Source organism: Bradyrhizobium sp. Ken51 (genome assembly GCF_055807435.1).
This window is the reverse complement of sequence record NZ_JBVVPB010000012.1, coordinates 174322-198349: the sequence shown is the minus strand read 5'-3', so window position 1 is coordinate 198349 and position 24028 is coordinate 174322. Positions and strand designations below refer to the sequence as shown.

General features: G+C 64.7%; 23 protein-coding genes. 15 read left to right on the top strand and 8 right to left on the bottom strand.

What is annotated here, in order from left to right:
* Positions 1-131: 131 nt before the first annotated feature.
* On the bottom strand, positions 132-770 hold the full coding sequence (locus AC0L27_RS21455) for an RraA family protein (protein WP_354207510.1): 639 nt from the start codon (positions 768-770) through the stop codon (positions 132-134).
* Positions 771-814: 44 nt separating this feature from the next.
* Entirely contained in the window at positions 815-2332 is a 1518-nt protein-coding gene (locus AC0L27_RS21450; RefSeq protein WP_354207508.1) for an AMP-binding protein, read from the bottom strand.
* A gap of 208 nt (positions 2333-2540) precedes the next feature.
* Between AC0L27_RS21450 and AC0L27_RS21445 the strand changes: the two genes are divergently transcribed.
* Positions 2541-3173 carry a hypothetical protein gene (locus tag AC0L27_RS21445; RefSeq protein ID WP_354207506.1) on the top strand — a complete coding sequence of 211 codons (633 nt, stop codon included), beginning with the start codon at positions 2541-2543 and terminating at the stop codon, positions 3171-3173.
* Between the two features lie 366 nt (positions 3174-3539).
* On the opposite strand, the gene AC0L27_RS21440 is transcribed toward AC0L27_RS21445, so the two are convergent.
* A complete protein-coding gene (locus AC0L27_RS21440) occupies positions 3540-4541 on the bottom strand; it encodes a 2-dehydropantoate 2-reductase (protein ID WP_354207504.1) in 1002 nt (333 codons plus the stop codon).
* 157 nt (positions 4542-4698) lie between these two features.
* On the opposite strand from AC0L27_RS21440, the gene AC0L27_RS21435 reads away from it, so the two are divergent.
* Both AC0L27_RS21435 and AC0L27_RS21430 read left to right on the top strand, forming a co-directional pair.
* Positions 4699-5280 carry a YidB family protein gene (locus AC0L27_RS21435; protein ID WP_354207502.1) on the top strand — a complete coding sequence of 194 codons (582 nt, stop codon included), beginning with the start codon at positions 4699-4701 and terminating at the stop codon, positions 5278-5280.
* Between the two features lie 32 nt (positions 5281-5312).
* Positions 5313-5585, top strand: a complete 273-nt coding sequence (locus AC0L27_RS21430; RefSeq protein ID WP_196236584.1) for a GlsB/YeaQ/YmgE family stress response membrane protein — start codon at positions 5313-5315, stop codon at positions 5583-5585.
* A gap of 143 nt (positions 5586-5728) precedes the next feature.
* Here the strand turns inward: AC0L27_RS21430 and AC0L27_RS21425 are convergent, their stop codons facing one another.
* On the bottom strand, positions 5729-6514 hold the full coding sequence (locus AC0L27_RS21425; RefSeq protein WP_354207500.1) for an SDR family NAD(P)-dependent oxidoreductase: 786 nt from the start codon (positions 6512-6514) through the stop codon (positions 5729-5731).
* Between the two features lie 236 nt (positions 6515-6750).
* Here AC0L27_RS21425 and AC0L27_RS21420 point away from each other — a divergent pair, with 236 nt between their 5' ends.
* The 3 genes from AC0L27_RS21420 to AC0L27_RS21410 are packed head-to-tail and all read left to right on the top strand — an operon-like array spanning position 6751 to position 9827.
* On the top strand, positions 6751-7815 hold the full coding sequence (locus tag AC0L27_RS21420) for an acyl-CoA dehydrogenase family protein (protein ID WP_354207498.1): 1065 nt from the start codon (positions 6751-6753) through the stop codon (positions 7813-7815).
* A 17-nt stretch (positions 7816-7832) separates the two neighbouring features.
* Positions 7833-8993 (top strand): acyl-CoA dehydrogenase family protein, encoded by a 1161-nt coding sequence (locus tag AC0L27_RS21415; RefSeq protein ID WP_473320248.1) that lies wholly within the window; start codon positions 7833-7835, stop codon positions 8991-8993.
* A gap of 15 nt (positions 8994-9008) precedes the next feature.
* Complete coding sequence (locus AC0L27_RS21410) at positions 9009-9827, top strand: enoyl-CoA hydratase/isomerase family protein (RefSeq protein WP_354207496.1); 819 nt, start codon at positions 9009-9011, stop codon at positions 9825-9827.
* 175 nt (positions 9828-10002) lie between these two features.
* Here AC0L27_RS21410 and AC0L27_RS21405 read toward each other — a convergent pair whose 3' ends face one another.
* From AC0L27_RS21405 to AC0L27_RS21395, 3 genes are all read right to left on the bottom strand, one after another.
* On the bottom strand, positions 10003-10755 hold the full coding sequence (locus AC0L27_RS21405; protein ID WP_354207494.1) for a VOC family protein: 753 nt from the start codon (positions 10753-10755) through the stop codon (positions 10003-10005).
* Positions 10756-10757: 2 nt separating this feature from the next.
* Positions 10758-11549, bottom strand: a complete 792-nt coding sequence (locus AC0L27_RS21400) for an enoyl-CoA hydratase (RefSeq protein ID WP_354207492.1) — start codon at positions 11547-11549, stop codon at positions 10758-10760.
* A 126-nt stretch (positions 11550-11675) separates the two neighbouring features.
* The gene (locus tag AC0L27_RS21395; protein WP_354207490.1) at positions 11676-12881 is read right to left on the bottom strand and encodes an ABC transporter substrate-binding protein; all 1206 of its coding nucleotides are present in this window, start codon (positions 12879-12881) and stop codon (positions 11676-11678) included.
* A 208-nt stretch (positions 12882-13089) separates the two neighbouring features.
* Between AC0L27_RS21395 and AC0L27_RS21390 the strand changes: the two genes are divergently transcribed.
* Positions 13090-13935, top strand: a complete 846-nt coding sequence (locus AC0L27_RS21390) for a thermonuclease family protein (protein WP_354207925.1) — start codon at positions 13090-13092, stop codon at positions 13933-13935.
* Between the two features lie 35 nt (positions 13936-13970).
* The gene (locus AC0L27_RS21385; RefSeq protein WP_473320277.1) at positions 13971-15461 is read left to right on the top strand and encodes a M48 family metalloprotease; all 1491 of its coding nucleotides are present in this window, start codon (positions 13971-13973) and stop codon (positions 15459-15461) included.
* Between the two features lie 122 nt (positions 15462-15583).
* Here the strand turns inward: AC0L27_RS21385 and AC0L27_RS21380 are convergent, their stop codons facing one another.
* Complete coding sequence (locus AC0L27_RS21380) at positions 15584-16909, bottom strand: MFS transporter (RefSeq protein ID WP_275172760.1); 1326 nt, start codon at positions 16907-16909, stop codon at positions 15584-15586.
* 182 nt (positions 16910-17091) lie between these two features.
* On the opposite strand from AC0L27_RS21380, the gene cyoA reads away from it, so the two are divergent.
* The 7 genes from cyoA to AC0L27_RS21345 are packed head-to-tail and all read left to right on the top strand — an operon-like array spanning position 17092 to position 23999.
* Positions 17092-18252 (top strand): ubiquinol oxidase subunit II, encoded by a 1161-nt coding sequence (gene cyoA / locus AC0L27_RS21375; RefSeq protein ID WP_354063468.1) that lies wholly within the window; start codon positions 17092-17094, stop codon positions 18250-18252.
* An 11-nt stretch (positions 18253-18263) separates the two neighbouring features.
* Positions 18264-20261 carry a cytochrome o ubiquinol oxidase subunit I gene (cyoB, locus tag AC0L27_RS21370; RefSeq protein WP_354207487.1) on the top strand — a complete coding sequence of 666 codons (1998 nt, stop codon included), beginning with the start codon at positions 18264-18266 and terminating at the stop codon, positions 20259-20261.
* Entirely contained in the window at positions 20262-20891 is a 630-nt protein-coding gene (gene cyoC, locus AC0L27_RS21365) for a cytochrome o ubiquinol oxidase subunit III (protein ID WP_354207485.1), read from the top strand.
* Positions 20888-21268, top strand: a complete 381-nt coding sequence (gene cyoD, locus AC0L27_RS21360) for a cytochrome o ubiquinol oxidase subunit IV (protein WP_275172757.1) — start codon at positions 20888-20890, stop codon at positions 21266-21268. The genes cyoC and cyoD overlap by 4 nt, the downstream gene beginning before the upstream one ends.
* On the top strand, positions 21265-22125 hold the full coding sequence (locus AC0L27_RS21355) for an SURF1 family protein (RefSeq protein ID WP_354063460.1): 861 nt from the start codon (positions 21265-21267) through the stop codon (positions 22123-22125). Before cyoD ends, AC0L27_RS21355 begins: the two co-directional genes overlap by 4 nt.
* A complete protein-coding gene (locus AC0L27_RS21350) occupies positions 22097-23476 on the top strand; it encodes an ATP-binding protein (RefSeq protein ID WP_354063458.1) in 1380 nt (459 codons plus the stop codon). Before AC0L27_RS21355 ends, AC0L27_RS21350 begins: the two co-directional genes overlap by 29 nt.
* The gene (locus tag AC0L27_RS21345; RefSeq protein WP_007599266.1) at positions 23466-23999 is read left to right on the top strand and encodes a response regulator transcription factor; all 534 of its coding nucleotides are present in this window, start codon (positions 23466-23468) and stop codon (positions 23997-23999) included. The genes AC0L27_RS21350 and AC0L27_RS21345 overlap by 11 nt, the downstream gene beginning before the upstream one ends.
* Positions 24000-24028: the final 29 nt, after the last annotated feature.

The following is a 24028-nucleotide window of genomic DNA, read 5'->3' as shown; positions in this document are numbered from 1 at the left end:
GTATCCCCAGCAGCAAAAAGCACGAAGCAAGTCTGACCGAAACAAAGTTGTGAAATCACTTTCGAAAGAGGCAATGGCCAACGTCGACGTGCGATCGATTCGACCATTGCTTTGACCAAGCCTCGCGCTGTTCAGGATTTGCCATACGAGCCCTGATAACGGCCCTCGCGGATCGCCTTCAGTGTGTCCTCCTCGCGCGCGACCTGGGCGCGCACGGCGTCCAGCAGCGCCGCGGCACCGGCGGCGGCAAACGACACCACGCCGTCCTCGTCGCCGACGACGATGTCGCCGGGCGAGATCACGCTGCCGCCGATGGTCACAGGCACGTTGATCTCGCCGGGGCCGTTCTTGTAGGGGCCGCGGTGGATCACTGCGCGGGCATAACATGGAAAATCATCGGCCGCGAACGCCGCGACGTCGCGGATCGCGCCGTCGATGACGTAGCCTTCGGCTTTGCGCCACTGCGCGATGTTCTTCATGATCTCGCCGACGAGCGCGCGGGTCTCATCGCCGCCGCCATCGACCACGATGACGTCGCCGGGGCCCACCAGCTCGAGCGCGCGGTGGATGGCGAGATTGTCGCCGGGACGGGTGCGGACCGTGAAGGCCGTGCCCACCAGCTTGGCGCCGCGATGATAGGGCTTGAGCCCGACGGCGCCCGGCAGCCGGCCGAGATTGTCCGAAATGACCGAGGTCGGCGCACCGCGAAAACCGTCGATGATCTCGGCCGGTGGCTTCGGCACAGCGTTCGCGGCGATGGTGATGGTCATAATCTCGTTCCTTCCCGTGAATTCTCTTGATCGGCGTGCGCCCTTTACTCTGCGTCCGCCCTTGCCTTCGCCGGCCAAATCCGGAAGGCGCGCCCCTCCTTCATCCATGTTGCGCGCTCATCGCGCAACAGCGTGCGACGAACTTTTCCGGAATCGTCGCGTGGCGGAGCGGCGACGATCTCGAAGCTCTCGGGGTGCTTGTAGCGGCTGAGCCTCTCTTTCAGGAAATCCGCCATCCCGTCGGCGATGGCCTGACCGTCCGCATCGCCCTCCGGCTCGATGATGGCGTGGACGCGCTGGCCCAATTCCGGATCGGGTAATCCCACCACCACGCAGGAGCGCACGCCCGGACAGGCGGAGACGGCGGCTTCGACCTCGGCCGGATAGATGTTGGCGCCGCCGCGCAGCACCATGTCGGCGAGGCGGTCACCGAGATAGAGGTAGCCGTCCGCATCCAGCCTGCCGATATCGCCGAGCGATTCCCAGCCGTCGGCGCGGCGCTTCGGCTCGGCGCCGAGATAGTGATAGGTGGCATCCTTGCCGTCATTGTTGAGGAAATAAATCTCGCCGGTCTCGCCCGGCGCAACGTCGTTGCCGTCCTCGCCGATGATGCGCAAGCGCGCCATCTCGCCGATCTTGCCGACCGAACCCTTGTGCGTCAGCCATTCCGTGCCGGAGATGATGCAGGAGCCTTGCCGCTCGGTGCCGCCGTAGAGCTCCCAGATCCGCTCGGGCCCGAGCCAGGCGATCCAGTTCTCCTTCAGCCAAGGCGGCATCGGAGCGGCCATGTGGAAGACGGTCTGCAGGCTCGACACGTCATAGGCGTTGCGCACGTGCTCCGGCAGGGCCCAGATCCGGTGCATCATGGTCGGCACGAAATTGACCCATTGCACGCGCTCGCGCGCGATTTGCCGCAGCGCCTCCTCGGCGTCGAACTTGACGAGGCCCGTGAGCTGGCCGCCGGTGAACAGCGCGTAGTGCGACACGATGAACGGCGCGTTGTGATAGAGCGGACCGGGATTGAGCAGCGAGACCCCGAAGGGAATATTGAGCGGCGGCGTGGCGACGGTGTCGATCACCGCCGGCTGGTGATCGAGGATCACCTTCGGCCGCCCGGTCGATCCACCGCTGGTCATGGCTTTCCAATAGCGCGCCACCGGTGCGGTGAGCGGCTCGTCCGAAAACCCTTCCGGCACGAAATCCGCGGGCAGACGGTTCGGCGCGTTCCAATCGGCTTCGCCGCCGACCACCAGCGCCGGCTTTAGGATGTCGAGCACCGCGGCGGCTTCGCCGCGCGGCAGCCGCCATGACAGCGAGGTCGGCGTCGCCCCGCATTTCCACACCGCAAAGGAAGTCTCAAAGAACGCATTGCCGTTGGGCAATCCGATCGCAACGAAATCACCAGGCTTGACGCCCTTGGCCATGAACGCCCGCGCGCGCCGGTTGGCGCCGCGTTCGAGCGCGTCCCATGTCAGCGTATCCTGCCCGTGACGGACGGCGATCGTGCCTTGCGGTTTGCGCTCGGCGTACCAGCGCGGCACGTCGGACAGGGGCAGCAGCATCAGGCGTTTCCACTTCGTTTTCTTGGCGTCGCCGGTGAGGCGAGCGCAGGATGAAGTGACGCTGTGACTCCCGCGCCACGTCAAGCAAAAAATGTCAGCATCCCAGCCATGAAATTCCCGAGTTCCATGGGTGACAAGCCGGCCATAAAGGGGCAAAAATCAGCCCGACTCAGTTCGGGTTGAGTTTTGCAAGGAATGCTCTCGTAGAATGTCGAACTTAGTTGCATGGCGTCGTGCGGCGCTTGTCGTTGCCGCAGCAGGATTTTTCCTGCTGGCGCCGTCGCATGCCCAGGCACAATGGTGGAAGCGCGCGCCTGTTGACTTCGAGGCTTGCGCCGATGCCGCCGAGAAAGCCACGACCAAGTCCGAGAAGACGGCTGCGCTTGCGGACTGCAACGCCAAATTCGCCGGCCGGCGCAAGGCAGGCGGCGGCTATTCCTATTACGACTTCCTCCAGGACCGCACCTTCGACATCGCCGGCCCCAATCCGACGCCGGAGGAGCAGAAGAAGATCGACGAAGCCTACACCGCCTATCTCGCCAATCAGCGCCGCAGCAATGAAGCCGCGCAGGCCACCGCGCGCCAGCAGCGCGAGCAGCAGGAACAACAGGTGCAGCAGCTTCAGCGGGTCGCGTTGCGAACCGAGGTCGAGCGCGTGCCGGTGCCGGTCGAGCGGCCCAAGGTCCAACAGGCCGCCATCGGCGACGCGCGGCCGCGGCCGAAGGGCGCGCCCTGCACCAAGGGCTCGTTCTCCTGCGAATGGCCGCGGCTGTCGGATGGTTTGAACGACATCAAGAAGCTGTTCAGCCCGACGCCAAGCAAGCCGGCGAAGAAGGGCTGAGCTTCTTTGGTGTCATTCCGGCAGAGCTACACCCTCCGCCGTCGTCCCGGATCGGCGCGCGCTTCGGGCGCGCTTGTCCGGGACGACGGCGGAGGATGTGGCGCCGCCTGCACCTCAGTTCGGAGGCTTCTTCTTGCTGCGCTTCGGTTGAGCTACCGGCGCGGTCGCCGGGGCCGTTGTTGTCGGTGAACTGCCTAATTGCGACCTGCTCTCCTGCAATCGGCTGTCATAGCCGGGAGAGTTCATGACCGTCGGCGGCCGGGCCTCCGCGACCGAGGACGCAACGCAGAGCAAAGACAGCGCGAACCCGATCATCAGACGACGCTTCATCGTTGCTCCTCGCTTCGCCCAGCCTGAACTCATGCGTTACCCGCGAATCTGCTGCGGCGTCAGCCGCGGCGGGCCCTTGCCCGCGGCCTCAGCCTCATTGATCAGCGCAACAATGCGGCGCGACAGCGGCACGTCGACACTGTTTTGTTCGGCGAGCGCGATGATCGCGCCCTGGAGATAGTCGATCTCGGTCTTGCGCCCCTGGTTCAAATCCTGCCACATCGAGGAGCGCGCCTCGGGATCGATCTTCATGGTCCTTCCCAGGATCAGGTTGAAAATCGGATCAGGCAGTCTCAGCAAGGTCGGCGTCCAGGACGACGGGATCGGCGTCGCCGAGACCGGTGTGATGCCGGCGGCCCTCATCGCCGCCAGCCCCTCCGCCATCTGATCGGCGAACAGCCTTCGCCAGTCGCGGTTCGCCAATTGCGCGGCGAGCGGCACGTCGGACAAGGCGCTGAGCGCGTTATTCAAATTGATGATCAGCTTGCCCAATTGCACCCCGGTGATGTCGCGGCTTGCGCGCATGGTGAGCCCTGGCACCGACAGCGCTGCGGCCGTGTTCGTATCATCTTGGCCAACATGAATGTCGCCGGAGGTCGAGCGGTGGAAGCGGCCCTCACCCATCCCGACCACGTTGAAAGGCACCATGCCGGCGAGCACGCGGCGGTCGCCGAGGCGCTCGCGCAGCACCGCGACATTGCCGACGCCGTTTTGCAGCGAGACGATGACGGCGTCCTGCGGCGCATGCTGCGCGATCTGCTCCGCGACAGCGGCCGTGTCGGCGCTCTTGACCGTGACCAGCACGATGCCGGCGCTGTGGAAGATCGCGGGATCTTCCGACAGCGCGAGTTGCCCCGCGCTGAGCTTCTTCTCTGAGCCTTCGAAATCGGTCAGATGCAAGCCGAACCGCTCGATCTCGGCCTTCACCCGCGGCCGCACCAGGAGCGCGACGCGGCGGCCGGCAGCGGCCAGGGTGCCGCCGACGAAACATCCGATGGCGCCTGCGCCGGCCACCACGATCGGTCGATCCGTAACCACCTTGGCTTGCCCCCTCAACGATCTGCCCTCGATAGCAGAGGCTGTGCCTGCTGCCCATTCCCGCAGTTGCGGCGCAATCGCCTTGTAACCGTCATGACAGCCTCATATGTTTTCGAGCGGGGCTTGTTACGGCAAGAAAGCGCCAAAGGAGAACGCCATGGGTTTGCTCGACGTCCTCAACGGCATGCAGAACGGCCCGCGCGGCCCAAGCACGCCGAGTTCACAATCCTCATCCAGCGGCGGCATGTCGCCCATGACCATGGCGCTCCTTGGCCTGCTCGCCTGGAAGGCATTCAAGCATTTGAGCGGCAACCAGAGCGGCAGCGCGCCGCAGCCGTCCCCGGCACCGACGCCGACGCATCTCCCCCCGCCGGTGAATGCGGGCGCTGACGGCGGCCTCGGTGACTTGTTGAAGGGTGGCCTTGGCGGCCTGCTCGCGGGCGGCGCGGCCGGTAGCGTACTCAGCGGCGGTCTCGGCGATCTCCTCAACCAACTCCAGCAGAGCGGTCATGGCGATGCCGCCAATACCTGGGTCGGCAAGGGCGAAAACAAGGCGATCGCACCAGGCGATCTCGCCAATGCGCTCGGCGCCGACCAGATCGAGAGCTTGTCCGCCCAGAGCGGCCTGTCGCGTGACGAGCTGCTCTCGGGCCTCAGCCAGTATCTGCCGCAGGTGGTCGACCATCTGACGCCGGACGGACGGCTGCCGACCGAGCAAGAGATCGCGGGTAGAGTCTGATTTAGTTTAGTCAAAGCGAGGGAAGCACGGACATGAGCATGGGTGGCTTGTTGTGGATCATCGTCGTCGGCTTCGTCGCCGGCCTCATCGCGCGTTGGCTGGCGCCGGGACCGAACAATCCGAGCGGCTTCATCCTCACCACCATCCTCGGCATCGCCGGCGCATTTCTCGCGACCTTCATCGGCCAGGCCATCGGGCACTACAGTCCCGACCAAGGCGCGGGATTCATCATGGCCACGATCGGCGCCGTGGTGGTGCTGTTCATCTGGCACCGTCTGGTAGCGAGCGGCGTGATCAAGGGGTGACGCTTCAAAGCGTCGAAAGCGGCACACCGCCACCTCATCGTCATGCCCGGGCTTGACCCGGGCATCCACGTCTTTTGATCCGCGCGGGAACGCGTGGATGGCCGGGTCAAGCCCGGCCATGACGTGGAGAGAGTTTGGCGACCTCACGTCACCAAATGCATGCCCGCATCCATGCGCACGACCTCGCCGGTCATGTTGCTGGAGGCCGGCATCGCCAGGAAGCAGACGAGCTGCGCGATGTCTTCCGCCGATGACGCGACCTTCAGCGGCACCTTGGCCACGACGCTGTCGCGCACCTGCTTGGCGCCAGCCTCGCCGCGGCCCTTGGTGAACCAGGGGGTGTCGATATAGCCCGGACATACCGTGTTGACGCGGATCAGCGGCGCCAGCGCGCGCGACAGCGACAGCGTCATGGTGTTGAGCGCGCCCTTGCTCGCGGCGTACGCAATCGACGATCCGACACCGCTGATGCCGGCAACCGAGGAGATGTTGACCACGGCGGACGGCCGCCCAGAGGCCTTGGCGCCGGCCTCAAGCAGGCCGCGCGCCGCGCGCACCATCTGGAATGGGCCGATGGTGTTGACGCCGTAGAGGCGCTGGAAATCTTCCGCCGACAATCCGTCGAGATCGGCATGGGCGACATGCTTGGTGGTGCCGGCATTGTTGACGAGCATGTCGAGCCGGCCCCAGCCGCTGGCTGCCGCAACGATCTTGCGGCAATCGTCATCCTTCGAGACGTCGCCCTGCACGACCAGAACTTCCGGTGAGCCGGCCTTGCGGCACAGCTCCGCGGTCGCCTCGGCTTCCTTCTGGCTCGAGGAATAGTTGATGACGAGCCGCGCCCCGCTCCGTGCGAGAATTTCCGCGGTCGCAGCACCCAGGCCGGAGGCGGACCCCGTCACGATTGCGCACAAACTGTCCTTTGCCATCCGGATTTCCTTCCCCTTGATTGACTATCGACGTTCTGTTTAGCGAGTTTGCCGCGCCCTGCAAATCGAGCAAACTCCGCTAAGCGGAATTAGCTCATCGCCCATGTCCGCGCCGCAGGTTGACCTGCGATCAACGCTTGTCAGGGCCATGGCTTTTTTGGATCATCGGGCGCAAGAAGAACCCGCGTGCCCTGCCCTCCGGCCGGACGCGCCAATGGCAAAACACGGGGAACGCTGTGGCGGAGAGTGACAATATCGTCGTCGAGACCGCGGAGAAAATCTTCGCCGATCTCGCCGATCCGCAGACCGTCAACAACGACAAGAAGGATTCGTGGCAGGCGCCGCTATGGCAGGCGCTGAGCGAAGCCGGCTTGCCGTTGTCGTGGGTGCCCGACGATCTCGGCGGCTCCGGCGCGAGCCTTGCCGACGGCTTTGCGCTGCTGAACGCCGCCGGCCGTTTCGCAGTCGCGGTTCCCCTGGCCGAAACCATGCTGGCAGGCTGGCTGCTGGCGCAGGCGAAGATCGCATCCCCCGAGGGCGAGATGACGGTGCTGCCGGCATCCCCGAAGGATCGGATCACGCGCGATGCCGATGGTGCGCTCTCCGGCCGCGCCCGCGGCGTGCCCTTCGCGAAGGCGGCAAAGCACTTCGCGGTGCTGGCCCACGGCAAGGACGGCGCCTCGATCGCGCTGGTCGATGCGAGCAAGGGTCGGATCGAGACCGGACTCAATGTCGGCTACGACCACAGCGACACCGTCACGCTCGACAAGGTGCAGCCCGTCACCATCAAGCCCGCCCCGAGTGGCTTTGACCAGACCACAATGATGCTGATGGGCGGCGTCGCGCGCAGCCTTCAGATCGCGGGCGCGCTGGAATCGATGCTCAACATCTCCGTGCGCTATTCCAACGAGCGCGTCGCCTTCGAGAAGAAGATCTCCAAATTCCAGGCCGTGCAGCACAACCTCGCCCGCCTCGCCGGCGAGTCGGCTGCTGCGCTTGCCGCGGCGACCTCTGCGGCCGATGCCATCGCCAACGCAAAGTCGTTCAATGACGAGGTCTATCTCGAAGCTGCCTCCGCAAAGATCCGCTGCGCGGAAGCCGCGGAAAAGGGCGGCGCCATCGCGCACCAGGTCCATGGCGCGATCGGCTTCACCCTGGAGCACATCCTGCACCGCTATTCGCTGCGGGCGCTGGCCTGGCGCGACGATTTCGGTTCGGAAAGCCACTGGGCCGTCGAGCTCGGCAAGCTGGTTGCAAACCGCGGCGCCGACGAATTGTGGCCGCTCGTGGCTTCGCGCTGATCAGGGACGAGACAACAATGACCGCTGCCCTCCGTTTCGATCCGATCCGCCTGCCCGAGAATTGCGAGCAATTGCGCAAGGAAGTGCGCGCGTTCCTCGCGGAAGAGATCGCCGCCGGCACCTTCGATCCGCACAAGCCCAACCGCGAAGACACCGACGCGCCGGAATTTTCCCGCCGGGTCGGCGCCAAGGGTTGGCTGGGCATGACATGGCCGAAGAAATATGGCGGCCAGGAGCGCTCGTTCCTCGAACGTTACGTGGTGACGGAGGAGATGCGCGTCGCCAACGCGCCGACTCGGCGGTTCTTCGTCGCCGACCGCCAGAGCGGGCCGGTGCTGATTAAATACGCGCCTGAGCACATCAAGATGGACATCCTGCCGCGCATTTGCCGCGGCGAGATTTGCTTCGCGATCGGCATGAGCGAGCCGAACTCCGGCTCGGACCTGTTCGCCGCGAAGACCCGCGCGACCAAGACCGACGGCGGCTATCTCATCAACGGCACCAAGATCTGGACCTCGTCGGCGCATATCGCCGACTACATGATCGCGATCTTCCGGACGTCGCAGCCGACCAAGGAAAACCGGCGTCACGGCCTGACCCAGTTCCTGGTCAAGATGAAGCAGCCGGGCATCCAGGTGAACCCGATCGGACAGATCACCGGGCAGTACGAGTTCAACGAGGTCGTCTTCACCGATTTCTTCGTGCCTGACGATCATGTGCTCGGCGAAGTCGACGGCGCCTGGAAGCAGGCGACCAGCGAGCTCGCTTATGAACGTTCGGGACCCGAGCGCTTTCTGGAGACCTATTACGTGCTGACCGAGCTGGTTCGCGCCGTTGGCCCCAATCCAGACACCCGCAGTGCCGAAGGGATCGGCCGGCTGGTGGCGCAGCTCCACACCATGCGGCGCATGTCGGTCTCGGTCGCGGGCATGCTGCAGGCTGGCAAGGAGCCGGTCGTCGAAGCCTCCATCGTCAAGGACATCGGCACGGTGTGGGAGCAGCAGCTTCCGCACCGCGTGCGCGATCTCGCCGCCTTCGTCGAGGAGACCGCGACCAATCGCGAGACGCTGGAGCGGCAGCTCGACTTCGCCATCAAGACCGCGCCGAAACTCACCATCCAGGGCGGCACCACCGAGGTGCTGCGCGGCATCATCGCCCGCGGGCTTGGCTTGCGCTAATCATTCGAGGACATCATGAGCACTTACAAAGATATCGGCGTCGAAAAAGTTGGTCACGTCGGCACCATCGAGATCCGCCGCCCGCCGCTCAACTTCTTCGACATTTCGCTGATCAACCAGATCGCGGACGCGCTCGACGAGTTCGATCGCAACATCGAGATTCGCGCCTCGGTGCTGTCGGCGCAGGGCAAGGCGTTTTGCGCCGGCGCCAATTTCCAGGACCCGGCACGGCAGGCGCAAGAGGCGCGCGAAGCCGATAAGACGGCCAAGGGCGACCCCGCCGACAGCCTCGGCGCGATCAATCACCTCTACATCCAGGCCGTGCGCATCTTCCGCGCCAAGAAGCCGATCGTCGCCGCCGTTCAGGGCGCTGCCATCGGCGGCGGATTGGGTCTCGCGGTCTCGGCGGACTTCCGGGTCACCTGCCCCGAAGCGCGCTTCTCCGCGAATTTTACCAAGCTCGGCTTCCATCCCGGCTTCGGCCTGACCGTGACCCTGCCCGAGCTGATCGGCAAGAACAACGCCGAGCTGATGTTCTACACCAGCCGCCGCGTCACCGGCGAAGAGGCCTTTAAATGGGGCCTCGCCAACGAACTCGTGCCGCAGGACCAGGTCAAGGCGGCCGCACTGAAGCTCGCCGGCGAGATCGCCGAATGCTCGCCGCTCGGCCTCGTCTCCACCCGCGCCACGATGCGTGCTGGCCTCGCCGATCGCGTGATGGCGGCAACCAATCACGAGCTCGAGGAGCAGACCCGGCTGCGCGCGACGGAAGATTTCAAGGAAGGCGTGAAGGCCACGGAAGAACGGCGGGTGGCGAATTTCAGGGGGCGGTAGCTTTCAAATTTGGCCGGAGGGAGATGTTTGGCGAAGACTCTTAGTCGTTCTTCGGTATGAACACTGTGCTCCCTCGATAGATCACGCGGTATGGGTCCCGGCCCCCGTGCGCAATTGCGCACTAGGCCGGGACGACGGCGTTGATTGTGACTACTACTTCCGCCCCACCAAGCGATCAAGCAACAAGCCGGAACGTCACCCCGCCCAGCAGGAACTCATCGCCCGCGACCGGAAGACCCTTTGCCCTGGCGGCATGCAACACGCGCGCCGTATCCGCCACCCGAAACTCCAGCGCGCCCATGATTTCGCTGGCGCCCTTCACGAAACGGAAGGTCGCGTTGGGCAGCGCCAGTTCGGCATCGCCACTCGGCGCAACGCCGATGAGCTTGCCCCAATGCTCGGCCAGCCCTTTCGGGTCCGGGCTCTGCATTTCCACGCTCGTCAACGCCTGCGTCACGTCCTTGCGGATGAATTTCTGCCAGTCCGGCCCCGCCGGCGGATAAGGCCCTAAAATGTCGTCGCTGCCTTCGGTGTGGTTGAACTCGATGAAGGCGGCGCGGCAGTCGCGGGGATGGAGCTGCACGCCGTGATAGGGCGCGTGGTCGATGACGTTGGCGGTGCGCACGCCGAGCGCGTTGGCATTGCGACCGCGCTCGTCGGGATCGTTGCAGCAGAAGATCGCCATGTAGCCGCCGCGCCCGCCGCTCTTCTCGATGAAGCGGCCGGCGGTGGTGCCGTCCTTGAACGGCGCGACCACCTCCAGCAGGATGGTGTCGACCGGCAGCAGCGCGTTCTCAAGGCCGTATTTCGCGACGTTGCCGTCGCGGTAGCAGACAGCGAGGCCCATGATATCGGCGATGTCAGTGATCACGGGCGCGAGCTGCGGCGCGACCAGGCAGATCTGCCGCAGACGCATATAGGGCGCCATCGTCATGTGCCCTTGAAGGTCGGCTTGCGCTTCTCGACGAACGCCTTTGCCGCCTCCTTGTGGTCCTCGGTATCGCTGCAGCGAGTGTGGTGGATCGCCTCGCCGTCGAAGCAATCTTCCAGCGCGAGATGCTCGGCATTGTTGATGTTGCGCTTGATGAAGCCGAGCGCGATCGACGGGCCCTGCGCCAGCGACAGCGCGAGCCCGTGCGCGGCCGTGTCGATCTCGGCGTCGGGGACGACCTTCGTCACCATGCCGATCGCATGCGCTTCCTTCGCGGAAAGCACCGGCGAGGTCAGATAGAGCTCGCGCGCCCGCGCGCTACCGAGGAGTTGTGTGAGAAAATAGGTGCCGCCGTAATCGCCGGAGAAGCCGACTTTTGCGAAGGCGGTGGTGATCTTGCAGGATTCGGAGGCGACGCGGAGGTCACACGACAGCGCCATCGACAGACCCGCGCCGGCGGCCGCGCCGTCGAGCTGTGCCACCACAGGCTTTGGCATCTGGTGCAGGATGCGCGACACCTCCATGCCGCGGCGCAGGTTCGCCATCTTCACTTCGAACGGCAGCGGCGCCCGGCCCTCGGCCATCGACTTGACGTCGCCGCCGACGCAGAAGCTGCCACCCGCGCCCTTGAACAAGACCGCGCGCACCTCCGGATCATCCGCCGCGCGCCGCGCCGCCACGACCAGCCCGGCGACCATGTCCGGATTGAGCGCGTTCTTCCGCTCGGGCCGGTTCATGGTGATGGTGAGCAGCCCGCCTTCGAGCTTTTGCAGGACCATGTCGTTACTCATGGGGCGTCTCCCTTGTTGTTGTTTTGTATCTCCGTCGTTCCGGGGCTCGCGAAGCGAGAACCCGGAACCTCGAGATCCCGGGTTCGCTTCGCGCCCCGGGATGACGTCGTGACTGACGTTACGCCGTCACTTCTTCACCAGCGGACAGCGCGACTGCTCCAGCGACTGGAACGCCTCGCTGCCGGGCACAGTGGCGAGCAGCTTGTAGTCGTCCCAGCGGCCCTTGGATTCCGACGGCTTCTTGACCTCGAACAGGTACATGTCGTGCAGCATGCGGCCGTCCTCGCGGATCTTGCCGTTCTTGGCGAAGAAGTCGTTGATCGGCGTCTCCTTCATCACTTTCATCACCGTCGCAGCGTCGGTCGTGCCGGCCGCCTTCACCGCTTTCAGGTAGTGAGTCACGGAAGAATAGACGCCCGCTTGCGCCGAGGTCGGCGGCCGCTTCATGCGCTCCTGGAAGCGCTTCGAGAACGCGCGGGTGTCGTCGTTGAGATCCCAGTAGAAGGCCTCCGCAAGCAGCAGGCCCTGCGCGGTCTCGAGCCCGATCGAGTCGATGTCGGTCACGAAGGCGAGGAGCGGCGAGACCTTCTGGCCGCCCTTGGTGATGCCGAACTCGGCCGCCTGCTTGATGGCGTTGACGGTGTCGCCGCCGGCGTTCGCGAGCCCGATCACCTTTGCTTTCGAGGCCTGGGCCTGGAGCAGGAACGACGAGAAATCCGACGTGTTGAGCGGATGGCGCACGCTGCCGAGCACCTTGCCGCCAGTCTTGGTCACGACGGCGCTGGTGTCCTTCTCCAGATCCTGGCCGAAGGCGTAGTCAGCGGTGAGGAAGTACCAGGTGTCGAGGCCCGACTTCACGGCCGCAAGGCCGGTCACGTTGGCCTGGCCGTAGGTGTCGAACACGTAGTGAATGGTATAGGGACCGCAGGCCTCGTTGGTGAGACGGATCGAGCCCGGGCCGTTGAACATGATGATCTTGTTGCGCGCTTTCGCGATCTCTCCGGCGGCGAGCGCGGTCGCGGAGGCCGCGACGTCGTAGATCATCTCGACGCCCTGATTGTCGAGCATGTCGCGGGCGATGTTGGCGGAGAGATCGGCCTTGTTCTGATGGTCGGCAGCCAGCACCTGGATCTTGCGGCCGAGCACCTCACCGCCAAAGTCCTCCACGGCCATCTTGGCCGCGGTCTCGCTGCCGGGGCCGGTGATGTCGGCATACAGGCTCGACATGTCGAGGATGCCGCCGATCTTCAGTGGCGGTTTATCCTGGGCCTGCGCGGCGCTTGCACTCAGCGCCAACGCAGCAGCAAAAACGCCCGACAAAACATGCTTCATCGAAAAAGACCTCCCTTATCGCGCCGTACTCTGATGGCGGCTTGGTTGTTGCTCTTGGTTAAAGCTGTTGCCGCAATCATGCCGCATGCACAAGAGCGCATCAAGCGAAGCTGCGCTACGAGAACAGGATTGGCGCGCATGTTTTCCGCAAAGCGGAATGGCGAAGTACAGACAACTGCTTCCACCTCGTTGCTTCGCTGCGCTCGCAATGACGGAGCCTGACGAAGCCTCTTCGCGACACGCCACGCTTGAGTTAAGACTGGCACGCAACGCAACCTCACCGGGCAACGTGACGCAACGGCTTCGCCTGATCGCAATCCTTCTCGTCGCGAGTCAGAGCGCATTCGCGAGCCCGTGCCAGTTCGAGTCCCAAGGCGAAGGCCGCGTCACCGCGATCGATGCGCGCAGTCTGCGGCTCGATGACGGCCGGGAAATCCGCCTGACCGGCATCGAGCCGACCGCGACCACGAGGCAGGCGCTGACCGCGCTGCTGGTCGGGCGCGACGTGATCCTGCGCAGTGCCGACGACACGCCCGACCGCTATGGCCGCCAGGGCGCGCTGGTCTTTGTCGGCGAGAGCGATATCTCTGTGCAGGCGACGCTCCTCGCCCGGGGCGACGCCATCGTCTCCGCCGAGATCGCCGATAAGGACTGCGCGGCCGTCTTGATGGCATCGGAGGCCGAGGCGAGGCGCCAAAAAAAGGGCAATTGGGCTGACCCATCGGCCATAAAAAACGCGGAAAGTTCGGACGATATTTTGGCGGGGATCGGGCGTTTTGTGGTGGTCGAAGGCAAAGTTCTGTCGGTCCGGCAAGCTGGGGCAATGACCTACCTCAACTTCGGACGAAACTGGACACGCGGCTTCGCCGTGACTATTTCAAAGCGCATGGTACCCGCGTTCGAAAGTGCCGGGATTGCTCTTAAGTCTCTGGAAAATAAACGTATTCGTGTCCGGGGCTGGGCTGAGGGGAATACGGGGCCGCGTATCGATGTACGCCTCGTGGGACAAATCGAGTTGCTGGGCGCAAACGAGCCGACAGGGGTAAGGCCCTAAAAGGGGCCAGGCACGGGTTAAGCGACGTGAATGGGGTGCTAGGACGGCACGGACAAGGTGAACGCCGCCGCCTGCGGGCAGCGCCGGCTGCGCTATGCCTCGTGCTCGGTTCAGCCCTTGCCGGTTGCGGCGATATGGGCCGCTTCCAGACCGCGGCGGCGCCGCCGACCGTCGCGATGCCCAAGCCGAAGCCGGCCGTCGCGCAGACCCCCGCAACCGAGAAGGAGCACGAGCGCATCCTGGCGAGCTATGGCGGCACCTATGACGACCCAAGGCTCGAATCGCTCGTCAGCAAGACCGTCGACCGGCTGGTCGCGGCGTCCGACCGCCCCGACCAGGGTTACAGGGTCACGATCCTCAATTCCGGCGCGGTGAACGCGTTCGCGCTGCCAAACGGCCAGCTCTATGTCACGCGCGGTCTGCTTGCGCTCGCGAGCGACACGTCGGAATTGTCCTCCGTGCTCAGCCACGAGATGGCGCATGTGCTGTCCAAGCACGCCGCGATGCGCGAGGACCAGGCCCGCCAGGCCGCGATCGTCACCCGCGTCGTCACCGACATGAGCAACGATCCCGATCTCACCGCGCTCGCGCTCGCCAAGACCAAGCTCACCATGGCGAGCTTTTCGCGCAATCAGGAGTTCGAGGCCGACGGTGTCGGCGTCGGGATTTCCGCCAAGGCCCGTTTCGACCCTTATGGTGCCGCACGCTTTCTCTCGGCGATGGAGCGCAATGCCGAGCTGAAGGTCGGCAAGACCTCGCTCGATCCGCGCGCGCAGGATTTCACCTCGTCGCATCCGGCAACGCCCGAGCGCGTGCAGAACGCGCAGACCATCGCGCGGCAATACGCAGCGCCAGAGGGCGGCGAGCGCGACCGCGAGACCTATCTCGCCGCGATCGACAACCTCGTCTACGGCGAAGATCCCAGCGAAGGTTTTGTCCGCGGCCGGCGCTTCCTGCATCCGAAGCTCGGCTTCACCTTCCAGGCGCCGGACAATTTTACGCTCGACAATACCGCGCAAGCCGTGATCGGCGTGCGCGACGGCGGCTCGCAGGCGATGCGTTTCGACGTCGTGCGGGTGCCGGCCGAACAGTCGCTCGGCGATTACCTGAATTCCGGCTGGATGGAGGGTGTCGAGAAGGCCTCCACCGAGGACATCACCATCAACGGTTTTCCGGCTGCGTCCGCCACCGCCAAGGGCGATCAGTGGCAGTTCAAGGTCTATGCCCTGCGCTTCGGCAGCGACGTCTACCGCTTCATCTTCGCGGCACGGCAGAAGTCGACCGAGAGCGAGCGCAATGCGCGCGAGACCGTCGGTTCATTCCGCCGCCTGACGCTCGAGGAAATCCAGGCCGCGCGCCCGCTGCGCATCAAGGTCATCACCGTGCAGCCCGGCGACACCGTGGAATCGCTCTCCCACCGCATGGCGGGCGTCGATCACCCGGCCGAGCGTTTTCGCGTCCTCAACGGCCTCGATCGCAACGCGCAGGTGAAGGTGCGCGATCGCGTGAAGGTCGTGGCGGATTGACGTACGCTAAACTGCCGTAGGGTGGGCAAAGCGAAGCGTGCCCACCATTCCCGATCAGGATTGTTGAAAGATGGTGGGCACGGCGCTTACGCGCGTTTGCCCACCCTACAAGCTCCGCCCGATCAGCGCCCCGCGTCCATATCGCCGGCCTCGCGCTGGCCGCTGAGCCAGAGCGCGAGCAAGGTCCAGAACGCGCCCGACAGCAGGTACGCACCCGAGGCGATGACGCCGAGATTGGTCGCAAGCAACAGGGCGACGAGCGGTGCAAAGCCGGCGCCGAACAGCCAGGCCATGTCGGAGGTCAGCGCCGAGGCCGTGTAGCGATACGTCTGCTTGAAGTTCGAGGCGATCGCACCCGACGACTGGCCAAACGACAGACCGAGCAGGATAAACCCGATCACCATGTAGATGGTCTCGCCGAACGCGCCGGCATCGAGCAGCTGCGGGGCAAAGCCGCTGTAGATCGCGATCGCGATCGCCGATCCCATCAGCAGCGACTTGCGGCCGACGCGATCGGCGATGACGCCGGAGAGCACGATCGCGCCGACGCCGAACACGGCGGCGACGATCTCGATGATCAGGAAGCGCACCGGGCTTTCGCGGGTGAACAGGAACACCCAGGACAGCGGAAACACCGTGACCATGTGGAACAGAGCGAAGCTTGCCAGCGGCGCAAACGCACCGAGCATGATGTTCTGGCCTTCGCGCGCCACGGTCTCGGAGATGCGCGAGGGCTGCAATTCGCGGGTCTCGAACAGCGAGGCATATTCTTCCGTCGTCACCATGCGCAGCCGCGCGAACAGCGCCACGACGTTGATGGCAAAGGCGACGAAGAACGGATAGCGCCAGCCCCAATCGAAGAAATCGTCGGCCGAGAGATTCCCGGCGAAATAGGCGAACAGCCCGCTCGCCACGATCAGACCGAGCGGCGCGCCAAGCTGCGGCACCATCGCGTACCAGCCGCGCTTCGAAGGCGGCGCGTTCAGCGCCAGCAGCGAGGCCATGCCGTCCCAGGCGCCGCCCCAGGCCAGACCCTGTGCGATGCGCGCCAGCGCCAGCAGCCAGATCGCGGCAACGCCGATCTCGTGATAGCCGGGCAGGAACGCGATCGCGACGGTGGCGGTGCCGAGCAGGAACAGCGCCGAGATCAGCTTGGCCGTCTTGCCGTATTCGCGGTCGACCGTCATGAAAATGACGGTGCCGATCGGCCGCGCCATGAAGGCCAGCGCGAAGATCATGAAGGAATAGAGGGTGCCGGTCAGTTCGCTCGTGAACGGAAATACCAGGCGCGGGAAGACGATCACCGAGGCGATCGCGAAGACGAAGAAGTCGAAGAATTCCGAGGTGCGGCCGATGATGACGCCGATAGCGATCTCGCCGGGACTGGCCTGGTCGTGGCCGTGCTCGCCCGAGTGGTCTGCCATTGCGGGGGTCTGTGCCATCGCCATTCGTGCGCCCTTAACGTCCTGAAAACCAAAGCCGACCGCCCGGCAAGGCGCCAGGCAATCCAAGCCTGTCTGGCGCAACATCCCGCACTGCAACATTGGACAAATTGTCCAATGTCCCGATTGCTGCGCCGCAGCTACCCCTTGGGCCCGCAAAGGAAACTCATTCTCATAAGGCTCGGCCCGTGTCCCGTTTCAAGATTCTGGCGCTGCTACCCCTGGCGGTTGCGCTCAGCGGCTGCAACTACGTCGTGCTGGCGCCGGCCGGCGATATCGCGGCGCAACAGCGCGACCTCGTCATCATTTCCACCGTCCTGATGCTCTTGATTGTCGTGCCCGTGATGGCGCTGACGGTGCTGTTCGCCTGGCGCTACCGCCAGTCCAACACCGACGCCCGGTACGAGCCGGAATGGGACCACTCGACCAGCCTCGAGCTGGTGATCTGGTCGGCGCCGCTTCTGATTATCGTTTGCCTGGGCGCGCTGACCTGGATGGGTACGCATCTGCTGGACCCCTATCGCACGCTCGGCCGCATCCATGCCGACCGCGCCGTGGACCAGTCAAAGGCCCCGCTCGAGGTCGACGTCGTCGCGCTCGACTGGAAGTGGCTCTTTATCTATCCGGACTACGGCATCGCCACCGTCAACGATCTGGCAGCTCCGGTCGATCGTCCCATCAACTTCCGCATCACAGCGTCCTCGGTGATGAATTCGTTCTACATCCCCGCGCTGGCCGGCCAGATCTACGCGATGCCGGGCATGGAGACCAAGCTCCACGCCGTCGTGAACCACGCCGGCACCTACCGGGGCTTTTCGGCGAACTACAGCGGCGCCGGCTTCTCCGGCATGCACTTCAACTTCCAGGGTCTCGACGACAAGGGCTTTGACGCCTGGATCGCCAGCGCCAAGTCCGGCGGCGGTTCGCTCGGCCGCGCCGAATATCTCCAGCTCGAAAAGCCCAGCCAGAACGAGCCGGTGCGGCGCTACGGCACGATCGATTCCGATCTCTACCGCCTGATCCTCAACATGTGCGTCGAGACCGGCAAGATGTGCCAGAGCGAGATGATGGCGATCGACGCCAAGGGGGGCCTCGGCCATGAGGGCCTGAACAACACGCTGCCGCTGGCCTACGACAAGTACGCCCGCCGCGGCACGGCGCTTGGGCCGGAGCCGACCTTCGTCGCCGGCACCTGCACGCCCGAGGCGCCGCAGGGCAGGACCACCGCCTCCATCACGGCACCTGTCGACACCGCGCCGCTGCTCGGCGCCGGCCTGAAGCGGCCGACTTTCACGCCGCTGAAGTCCTCGTCCTTCTTCCTCGGACAACGTCCGAAGTCAGATTCGTAAAGAGATCCCGCATGTCTCCTGATCTTCTCAAGCTCATCTTCGGCCGGCTCACCTTCGAATCGCTGCCGCTGCACGAGCCGATCGTCGTCGGCACCTTTGCCGTGGTCGCGACCGGCGGCCTCATCATGGTCGCCGGCCTGACCTATTTCCGCGTCTGGGGTTATCTCTGGAGCGAGTGGTTCACCAGCGTCGACCACAAGCGCATCGGCATCATGTACATGATCCTCGGCATCGTGATGCTGCTGCGCGGCTTCGCCGACGCGCTGATGATGCGGTTGCAGCAGGCGCTCGCCTTCGGCGGCTCGGAGGGCTATCTCAACTCGCATCACTACGACCAGGTCTTCACCGCCCACGGCGTGATCATGATCTTCTTCGTGGCGATGCCGCTGGTCACCGGCCTGATGAACTTCGTCGTGCCGCTCCAGATCGGTGCGCGCGACGTGTCGTTCCCATTCCTGAACAATTTCAGCTTCTGGATGACGGTCGGCGGCGCTGTGCTGGTGATGGCCTCGCTGTTCATCGGCGAATTCGCCCGTACCGGCTGGCTGGCTTATCCGCCACTATCGAACATCGGCTACAGTCCGGATGTCGGCGTCGACTATTACATATGGGGATTGCAGGTCGCGGGCGTCGGAACGACGCTGTCCGGCATCAACCTGATCTGCACCATCGTCAAGCTGCGGTGCCCCGGCATGACCATGATGCGGATGCCGGTGTTCACCTGGACCGCGCTCTGCACCAACGTGCTGATCGTCGCCTCCTTCCCGGTTCTGACCGTCGTGCTCGCGCTGCTCTCGCTCGACCGCTACGTCGGCACCAACTTCTTCACGAACGATTTCGGCGGCAGCCCGATGATGTACGTGAACCTGATCTGGATCTGGGGTCATCCCGAGGTCTACATCCTGGTTCTCCCCGCCTTCGGCATCTTCTCGGAAGTGACCTCGACCTTCTCGGGCAAGCGGCTGTTCGGCTACACCTCGATGGTCTACGCCACGGTGGTCATCACCATCCTGTCGTACCTGGTCTGGCTGCACCACTTCTTCACGATGGGGTCGGGCGCCAGCGTCAACTCCTTCTTCGGCATCACCACGATGATCATCTCGATCCCGACGGGCGCGAAGATGTTCAACTGGCTGTTCACGATGTATCGCGGCCGCATCCGCTTCGAGCTGCCGATGATGTGGACGATCGCGTTCATGCTGACCTTCGTGCTCGGCGGCATGACCGGCGTGTTGCTCGCGGTGCCGCCGGCCGACTTCGTCCTGCACAACAGCCTGTTTCTGATCGCTCACTTCCACAACGTGATCATCGGCGGCGTCGTTTTCGGCGCGTTCGCCGGCATCGGCTACTGGTTCCCGAAGGCGTTCGGCTTCAAGCTCGACCCGTTCTGGGGCAAGCTGTCGTTCTGGTTCTGGGTCACGGGCTTCTACCTCGCCTTCATGCCGCTCTATGTGCTCGGCCTGATGAGCGTGACCCGCCGGCTCCGTGTGTTCGACGACCCGAGCCTGCAGATCTGGTTCATCGTCGCCGGCATTGGCGCCTTCCTGGTCTTCCTCGGCATCCTCTCGATGCTGATGCAGTTCGCCGTCAGCTTCCTCAGGCGCGAGCAGCTCAAGGACGTCACCGGCGATCCCTGGGATGCGCGCACGCTGGAATGGGCGACCTCCTCGCCGCCGCCGGCCTACAACTTCGCTTTCACGCCCGTCGTTCACGACAATGACGCGTGGTGGGACATGAAGAAGCGCGGCTATCAGCGCCCGCTCCTTGGGTTCAAGCCGATCCACATGCCCAGCAGCACCGGCACCGGCATCATCCTCGCCGGCCTTGCCACCGCGATGGGCTTCGGTCTGATCTGGTACATCTGGTGGCTGGCGGCCGCGAGCTTCATCGCGATGCTCGCCGTCGGCATCGGTCACACCTTCAACTATCACCGCGATTTCGACATTCCGGCCGACGACGTCATCCGGGCCGAAGACGCGCGCACCAAACTGCTCGCCGGAGCCAAGTAAATGACTGTCGCTGTCAATCCCACGCAAACCGGCAAACCGGTGTTCTACCTCGCCGACGAACACCCGCATCCGGAAGGCTACAGCACCTCGCTGGGCTTCTGGATCTATCTGATGAGCGACTGTCTCATCTTCGCGATCCTGTTCGCCACCTTCGGCGTGCTCGGCGGCAATTACGCCGCCGGGCCGGCGCCGAAGGATCTGTTCGAGCTGCCGCTGGTCGCGGTGAACACCTCGATGCTGCTGCTGTCGTCGATCACGTATGGCTTTGCGATGCTGACGATGCAGCAGAACAAGATCGCGCAGACCCAGATGTGGCTGGCGATCACCGGGCTGTTCGGCGCCGCCTTCATCGGCATCGAACTGTCGGAGTTCGCCCACATGATCCATGAAGGCGCGACGCCGCAGCGCAGCGCCTTCCTGTCCGCCTTCTTCACCCTGGTCGGCACCCACGGCCTGCACGTCTCCTGCGGCCTGATCTGGCTGGTGACCCTGATGGTGCAGGTCTGGAAGTTCGGCCTGATCGAGGCCAACCGCCGCCGCCTGATGTGCCTGTCGATGTTCTGGCACTTCCTGGACGTGGTCTGGATCGGCGTCTTCACCTTCGTCTATCTCCTGGGAGTTTTGCGATGAACACCGATACTCACGCCGCCCACGCGGACGATCACCACCATGGCGATGGCCACGCTCACGGCTCGTTCTCGACCTACATGCTCGGCTTCGTGCTCTCGGTCGTGCTCACCGCGATCCCGTTCTGGCTGGTGATGAGCGGCGCGCTTCCGAGCAAGCAGATCACCGCGCTCGTCATCATGGCCTTCGCGGTGGTGCAGATCGTCGTGCACATGATCTACTTCCTGCACATGAACACGACGTCCGAAAACGGCTGGAGCATGATGGCGCTGATCTTCACCATCGTCATGGTGGTGATCGCGCTGTCCGGTTCGCTGTGGGTGATGAACCACCTCAACAGCAACATGATGCCGATCCACCAGATGACCGGGATGAAATGAACGAGACTAGGGCCGTGGCAAGCAAGACAGACGGGGCTCGCGGAAAGGCCGCGCGCCCGTCCTGGTGGCTCGCGGTCCTCTCGCTCGCGGCTATTGCGCTTCTGATCGCGCTCGGCGTCTGGCAGATCGAGCGCCGAGCCTGGAAGCTGGCGCTGATCGATCGCGTCGAGCAGCGCGTTCATGCTCAGGCCCAGCCGATCCCCTCGCCGGCGGCATGGCCGACCGTCTCCGCCGCAAGCGACGAATACAGGCACGTCAGCGTCAGCGGCCGTTTCCTGCATGACCGCGAGACGCTGGTTCAGGCCGTCACCGAAGAAGGCCCGGGCTACTGGGTGTTGACACCGCTCAGGCGCGACGACGGCACGCTGATCCTGGTCAACCGCGGCTTCGTGCCCTCCGACCGGCGCGACGCCTCGACGCGCCGGGACGGCAATCCGCAAGGCCCGGTCGAGATCACCGGCCTCTTTCGCGTGACGGAGCCAAAGGGCGGATTCCTCAGAACCAACGTGCCTGAACACAATCGGTGGTACTCGCGGGATGTCGCAGCGATTGCGGCGGCACGCGGCCTCGACCATTTCGCGCCCTTTTTCATCGATGCCGACGCTCGATCACAATCCGGCAGCGGCCCAATCGGCGGATTGACCGTGATCAGCTTTCCCAATAACCACCTGATCTACGCGGTGACGTGGTTTGCCCTGGCTTTCATGCTGGCCGGCAGACTTATCGTCACGTTCGGCGGCGGGCTGTTCCGCCGCAAGAAGCCCTGGAGCGGCTTCGTCCACGAAGCGGCCCGCGGCTCCGATGCTGTCGCCCGCAGGACGGGATCAGATGCTGGAACGATCGTCGAGCCCACCTGACGACGGAAGAACGCATGGCGCCGTCACGCTGCAATCGCAGGCGGACGCGCGCAGCGAGCTGATCGGCGCTGCGCCGACCGACGACGAGACCAACCGCAAGAACATGGCGCTGCTGATCCAGCTGCGCTGGACTGCAGTGGTCGGCCAGATCGTGACCATCGGCGGCGTGCATGTCTGGCTCGGCATTCCCCTGCCCCTCACCCGCATGGGCGCGGTGATCGGCGCACTGATATTTCTCAACATCTCCAGCCTCGTCTGGGTGCGCCATCGCGCCGCGATCACCAACAACGAGCTGCTGGTCGCCCTGATGCTGGACGTCGCCGCGCTGACCGCGCAGCTTTACCTCAGCGGCGGCGCTACCAATCCTTTCACCTCGCTGTTCCTGCTCCAGGTGACGCTGGGCGCGGTGCTGCTCGATGGCCGCTCGACCTGGTCGCTGGTCGCGTTGACCTGCGCGAGCTTCGTCTGGCTGACCGTCGCCTACCGGCCGCTCGATCTGCCGCCGAACCCGCTGAGCGAGACCTACACGCTCACGGTGGCCGGCATGCTGCTGGGTTTCGTGCTCAATGCCGTGCTGCTGGTGGTGTTCGTCACCCGCATCAACAGGAATTTGCGCGAGCGCGACGCGCATCTGGCGGCGCTGCGCCAGCATGCCGCCGAGCAGGATCATATCGTGCGCATGGGTCTGCTCGCCTCCGGCGCGGCTCACGAGCTCGGCACGCCGCTCGCCTCGCTCTCGGTCATCCTCGGCGACTGGCGCCGCATGCCCGACCTCGCCGCCGATCAGGAGCTGGCTGAGGACCTGGCGGAGATGGAGACCTCGCTGCAACGTTGCAAGTCGATCGTGACAGGCATCCTGGTGTCGGCGGGCGAAGCCCGCGGCGAAGGATCGTCGCCGACGACGGTGGCGGCTTTCGTCACCGCGCTGGTGGAAGAGTGGCGCGACGCGCGCTCGGCGCGCACGCTATATTTCGTCAACACCTTCGGCGAGGACGTAGCGATCGTCTCGGACGTCGCGCTGAAGCAGGTGATCTTCAACGTGCTCGACAACGCCTACGAGGTCTCGCGCGACTGGGTCGAGCTCGTTGCCGGGCGCGAGGGCGATCATCTCGTGCTGTCGATCAGCGATCGCGGCCCCGGCTTTGCGCCGGAGATGCTGGCACAGATCGGAAAGCCCTATCAGTCGAGCAAGGGCCGCGCCGGCGGCGGGCTCGGCCTGTTCCTGGTGGTAAACGTCGTGCGCAAGTTAGGGGGCAGCGTGACCGCCGAGAACCACAGGAAACGCGGCGCCACGGTCCGCCTTACGCTGCCGCTCGCCACGCTCGCGATCGGAGGCAGTTTTGACGCCTGACCGTTCGCTCATCGTCGTCGAGGACGATGCCGGCTTCGCCCGCACCCTGAAGCGTTCGTTCGAGCGCCGCGACTACGAGGTCGTGCTCGCCGCCTCGATCGAGGACGTGCGGAAGGTCCTGGAGGAGCGATCGTTCGGCTATGCCGTCGTCGACCTCAAGCTCGGCGGCGCCTCGGGGCTGGCCTGCGTCGAGCTGTTGCACACGCACGATCCGGAGATGCTGATCGTGGTGCTGACGGGCTTTGCCAGCATCTCCACCGCCGTCGAGGCCATCAAGCTCGGCGCATGCCACTATCTGGCAAAGCCGTCGAACACCGACGACATCGAGGCCGCCTTCAACAAGGCTGCAGGCAATGCCGAGGTCGCGCTCGACGCCCGGCCGACATCGATCAAAACGCTGGAATGGGAACGCATCCACCAGACCCTGATCGAGACCGATTTCAACATCTCGGAAGCGGCAAGACGGCTCGGGATGCACCGTCGGACGCTGGCGCGGAAGCTCGAGAAGCGGCCGGTGAAGTGAGGTTGGTCAACTTTGTAGGGTGGGTTAGC

Excerpts from the sequence above, each read along its gene's own strand:
- AC0L27_RS21455 (WP_354207510.1), bottom strand. The coding sequence starts at position 770 with ATGACCATCACCATCGCCGCGAACGCTGTGCCGAAGCCACCGGCCGAG.
- AC0L27_RS21450 (WP_354207508.1), bottom strand. The coding sequence starts at position 2,332 with ATGCTGCTGCCCCTGTCCGACGTGCCGCGCTGGTACGCCGAGCGCAAA.
- AC0L27_RS21445 (WP_354207506.1), top strand. The coding sequence starts at position 2,541 with ATGTCGAACTTAGTTGCATGGCGTCGTGCGGCGCTTGTCGTTGCCGCA.
- AC0L27_RS21435 (WP_354207502.1), top strand. The coding sequence starts at position 4,699 with ATGGGTTTGCTCGACGTCCTCAACGGCATGCAGAACGGCCCGCGCGGC.
- AC0L27_RS21430 (WP_196236584.1), top strand. The coding sequence starts at position 5,313 with ATGAGCATGGGTGGCTTGTTGTGGATCATCGTCGTCGGCTTCGTCGCC.
- AC0L27_RS21425 (WP_354207500.1), bottom strand. The coding sequence starts at position 6,514 with ATGGCAAAGGACAGTTTGTGCGCAATCGTGACGGGGTCCGCCTCCGGC.
- AC0L27_RS21415 (WP_473320248.1), top strand. The coding sequence starts at position 7,833 with ATGACCGCTGCCCTCCGTTTCGATCCGATCCGCCTGCCCGAGAATTGC.
- AC0L27_RS21410 (WP_354207496.1), top strand. The coding sequence starts at position 9,009 with ATGAGCACTTACAAAGATATCGGCGTCGAAAAAGTTGGTCACGTCGGC.
- AC0L27_RS21405 (WP_354207494.1), bottom strand. The coding sequence starts at position 10,755 with ATGGCGCCCTATATGCGTCTGCGGCAGATCTGCCTGGTCGCGCCGCAG.
- AC0L27_RS21400 (WP_354207492.1), bottom strand. The coding sequence starts at position 11,549 with ATGAGTAACGACATGGTCCTGCAAAAGCTCGAAGGCGGGCTGCTCACC.
- AC0L27_RS21395 (WP_354207490.1), bottom strand. The coding sequence starts at position 12,881 with ATGAAGCATGTTTTGTCGGGCGTTTTTGCTGCTGCGTTGGCGCTGAGT.
- AC0L27_RS21390 (WP_354207925.1), top strand. The coding sequence starts at position 13,090 with ATGACGGAGCCTGACGAAGCCTCTTCGCGACACGCCACGCTTGAGTTA.
- AC0L27_RS21380 (WP_275172760.1), bottom strand. The coding sequence starts at position 16,909 with ATGGCGATGGCACAGACCCCCGCAATGGCAGACCACTCGGGCGAGCAC.
- cyoB (WP_354207487.1), top strand. The coding sequence starts at position 18,264 with ATGTCTCCTGATCTTCTCAAGCTCATCTTCGGCCGGCTCACCTTCGAA.
- cyoC (WP_354207485.1), top strand. The coding sequence starts at position 20,262 with ATGACTGTCGCTGTCAATCCCACGCAAACCGGCAAACCGGTGTTCTAC.
- cyoD (WP_275172757.1), top strand. The coding sequence starts at position 20,888 with ATGAACACCGATACTCACGCCGCCCACGCGGACGATCACCACCATGGC.
- AC0L27_RS21355 (WP_354063460.1), top strand. The coding sequence starts at position 21,265 with ATGAACGAGACTAGGGCCGTGGCAAGCAAGACAGACGGGGCTCGCGGA.
- AC0L27_RS21350 (WP_354063458.1), top strand. The coding sequence starts at position 22,097 with ATGCTGGAACGATCGTCGAGCCCACCTGACGACGGAAGAACGCATGGC.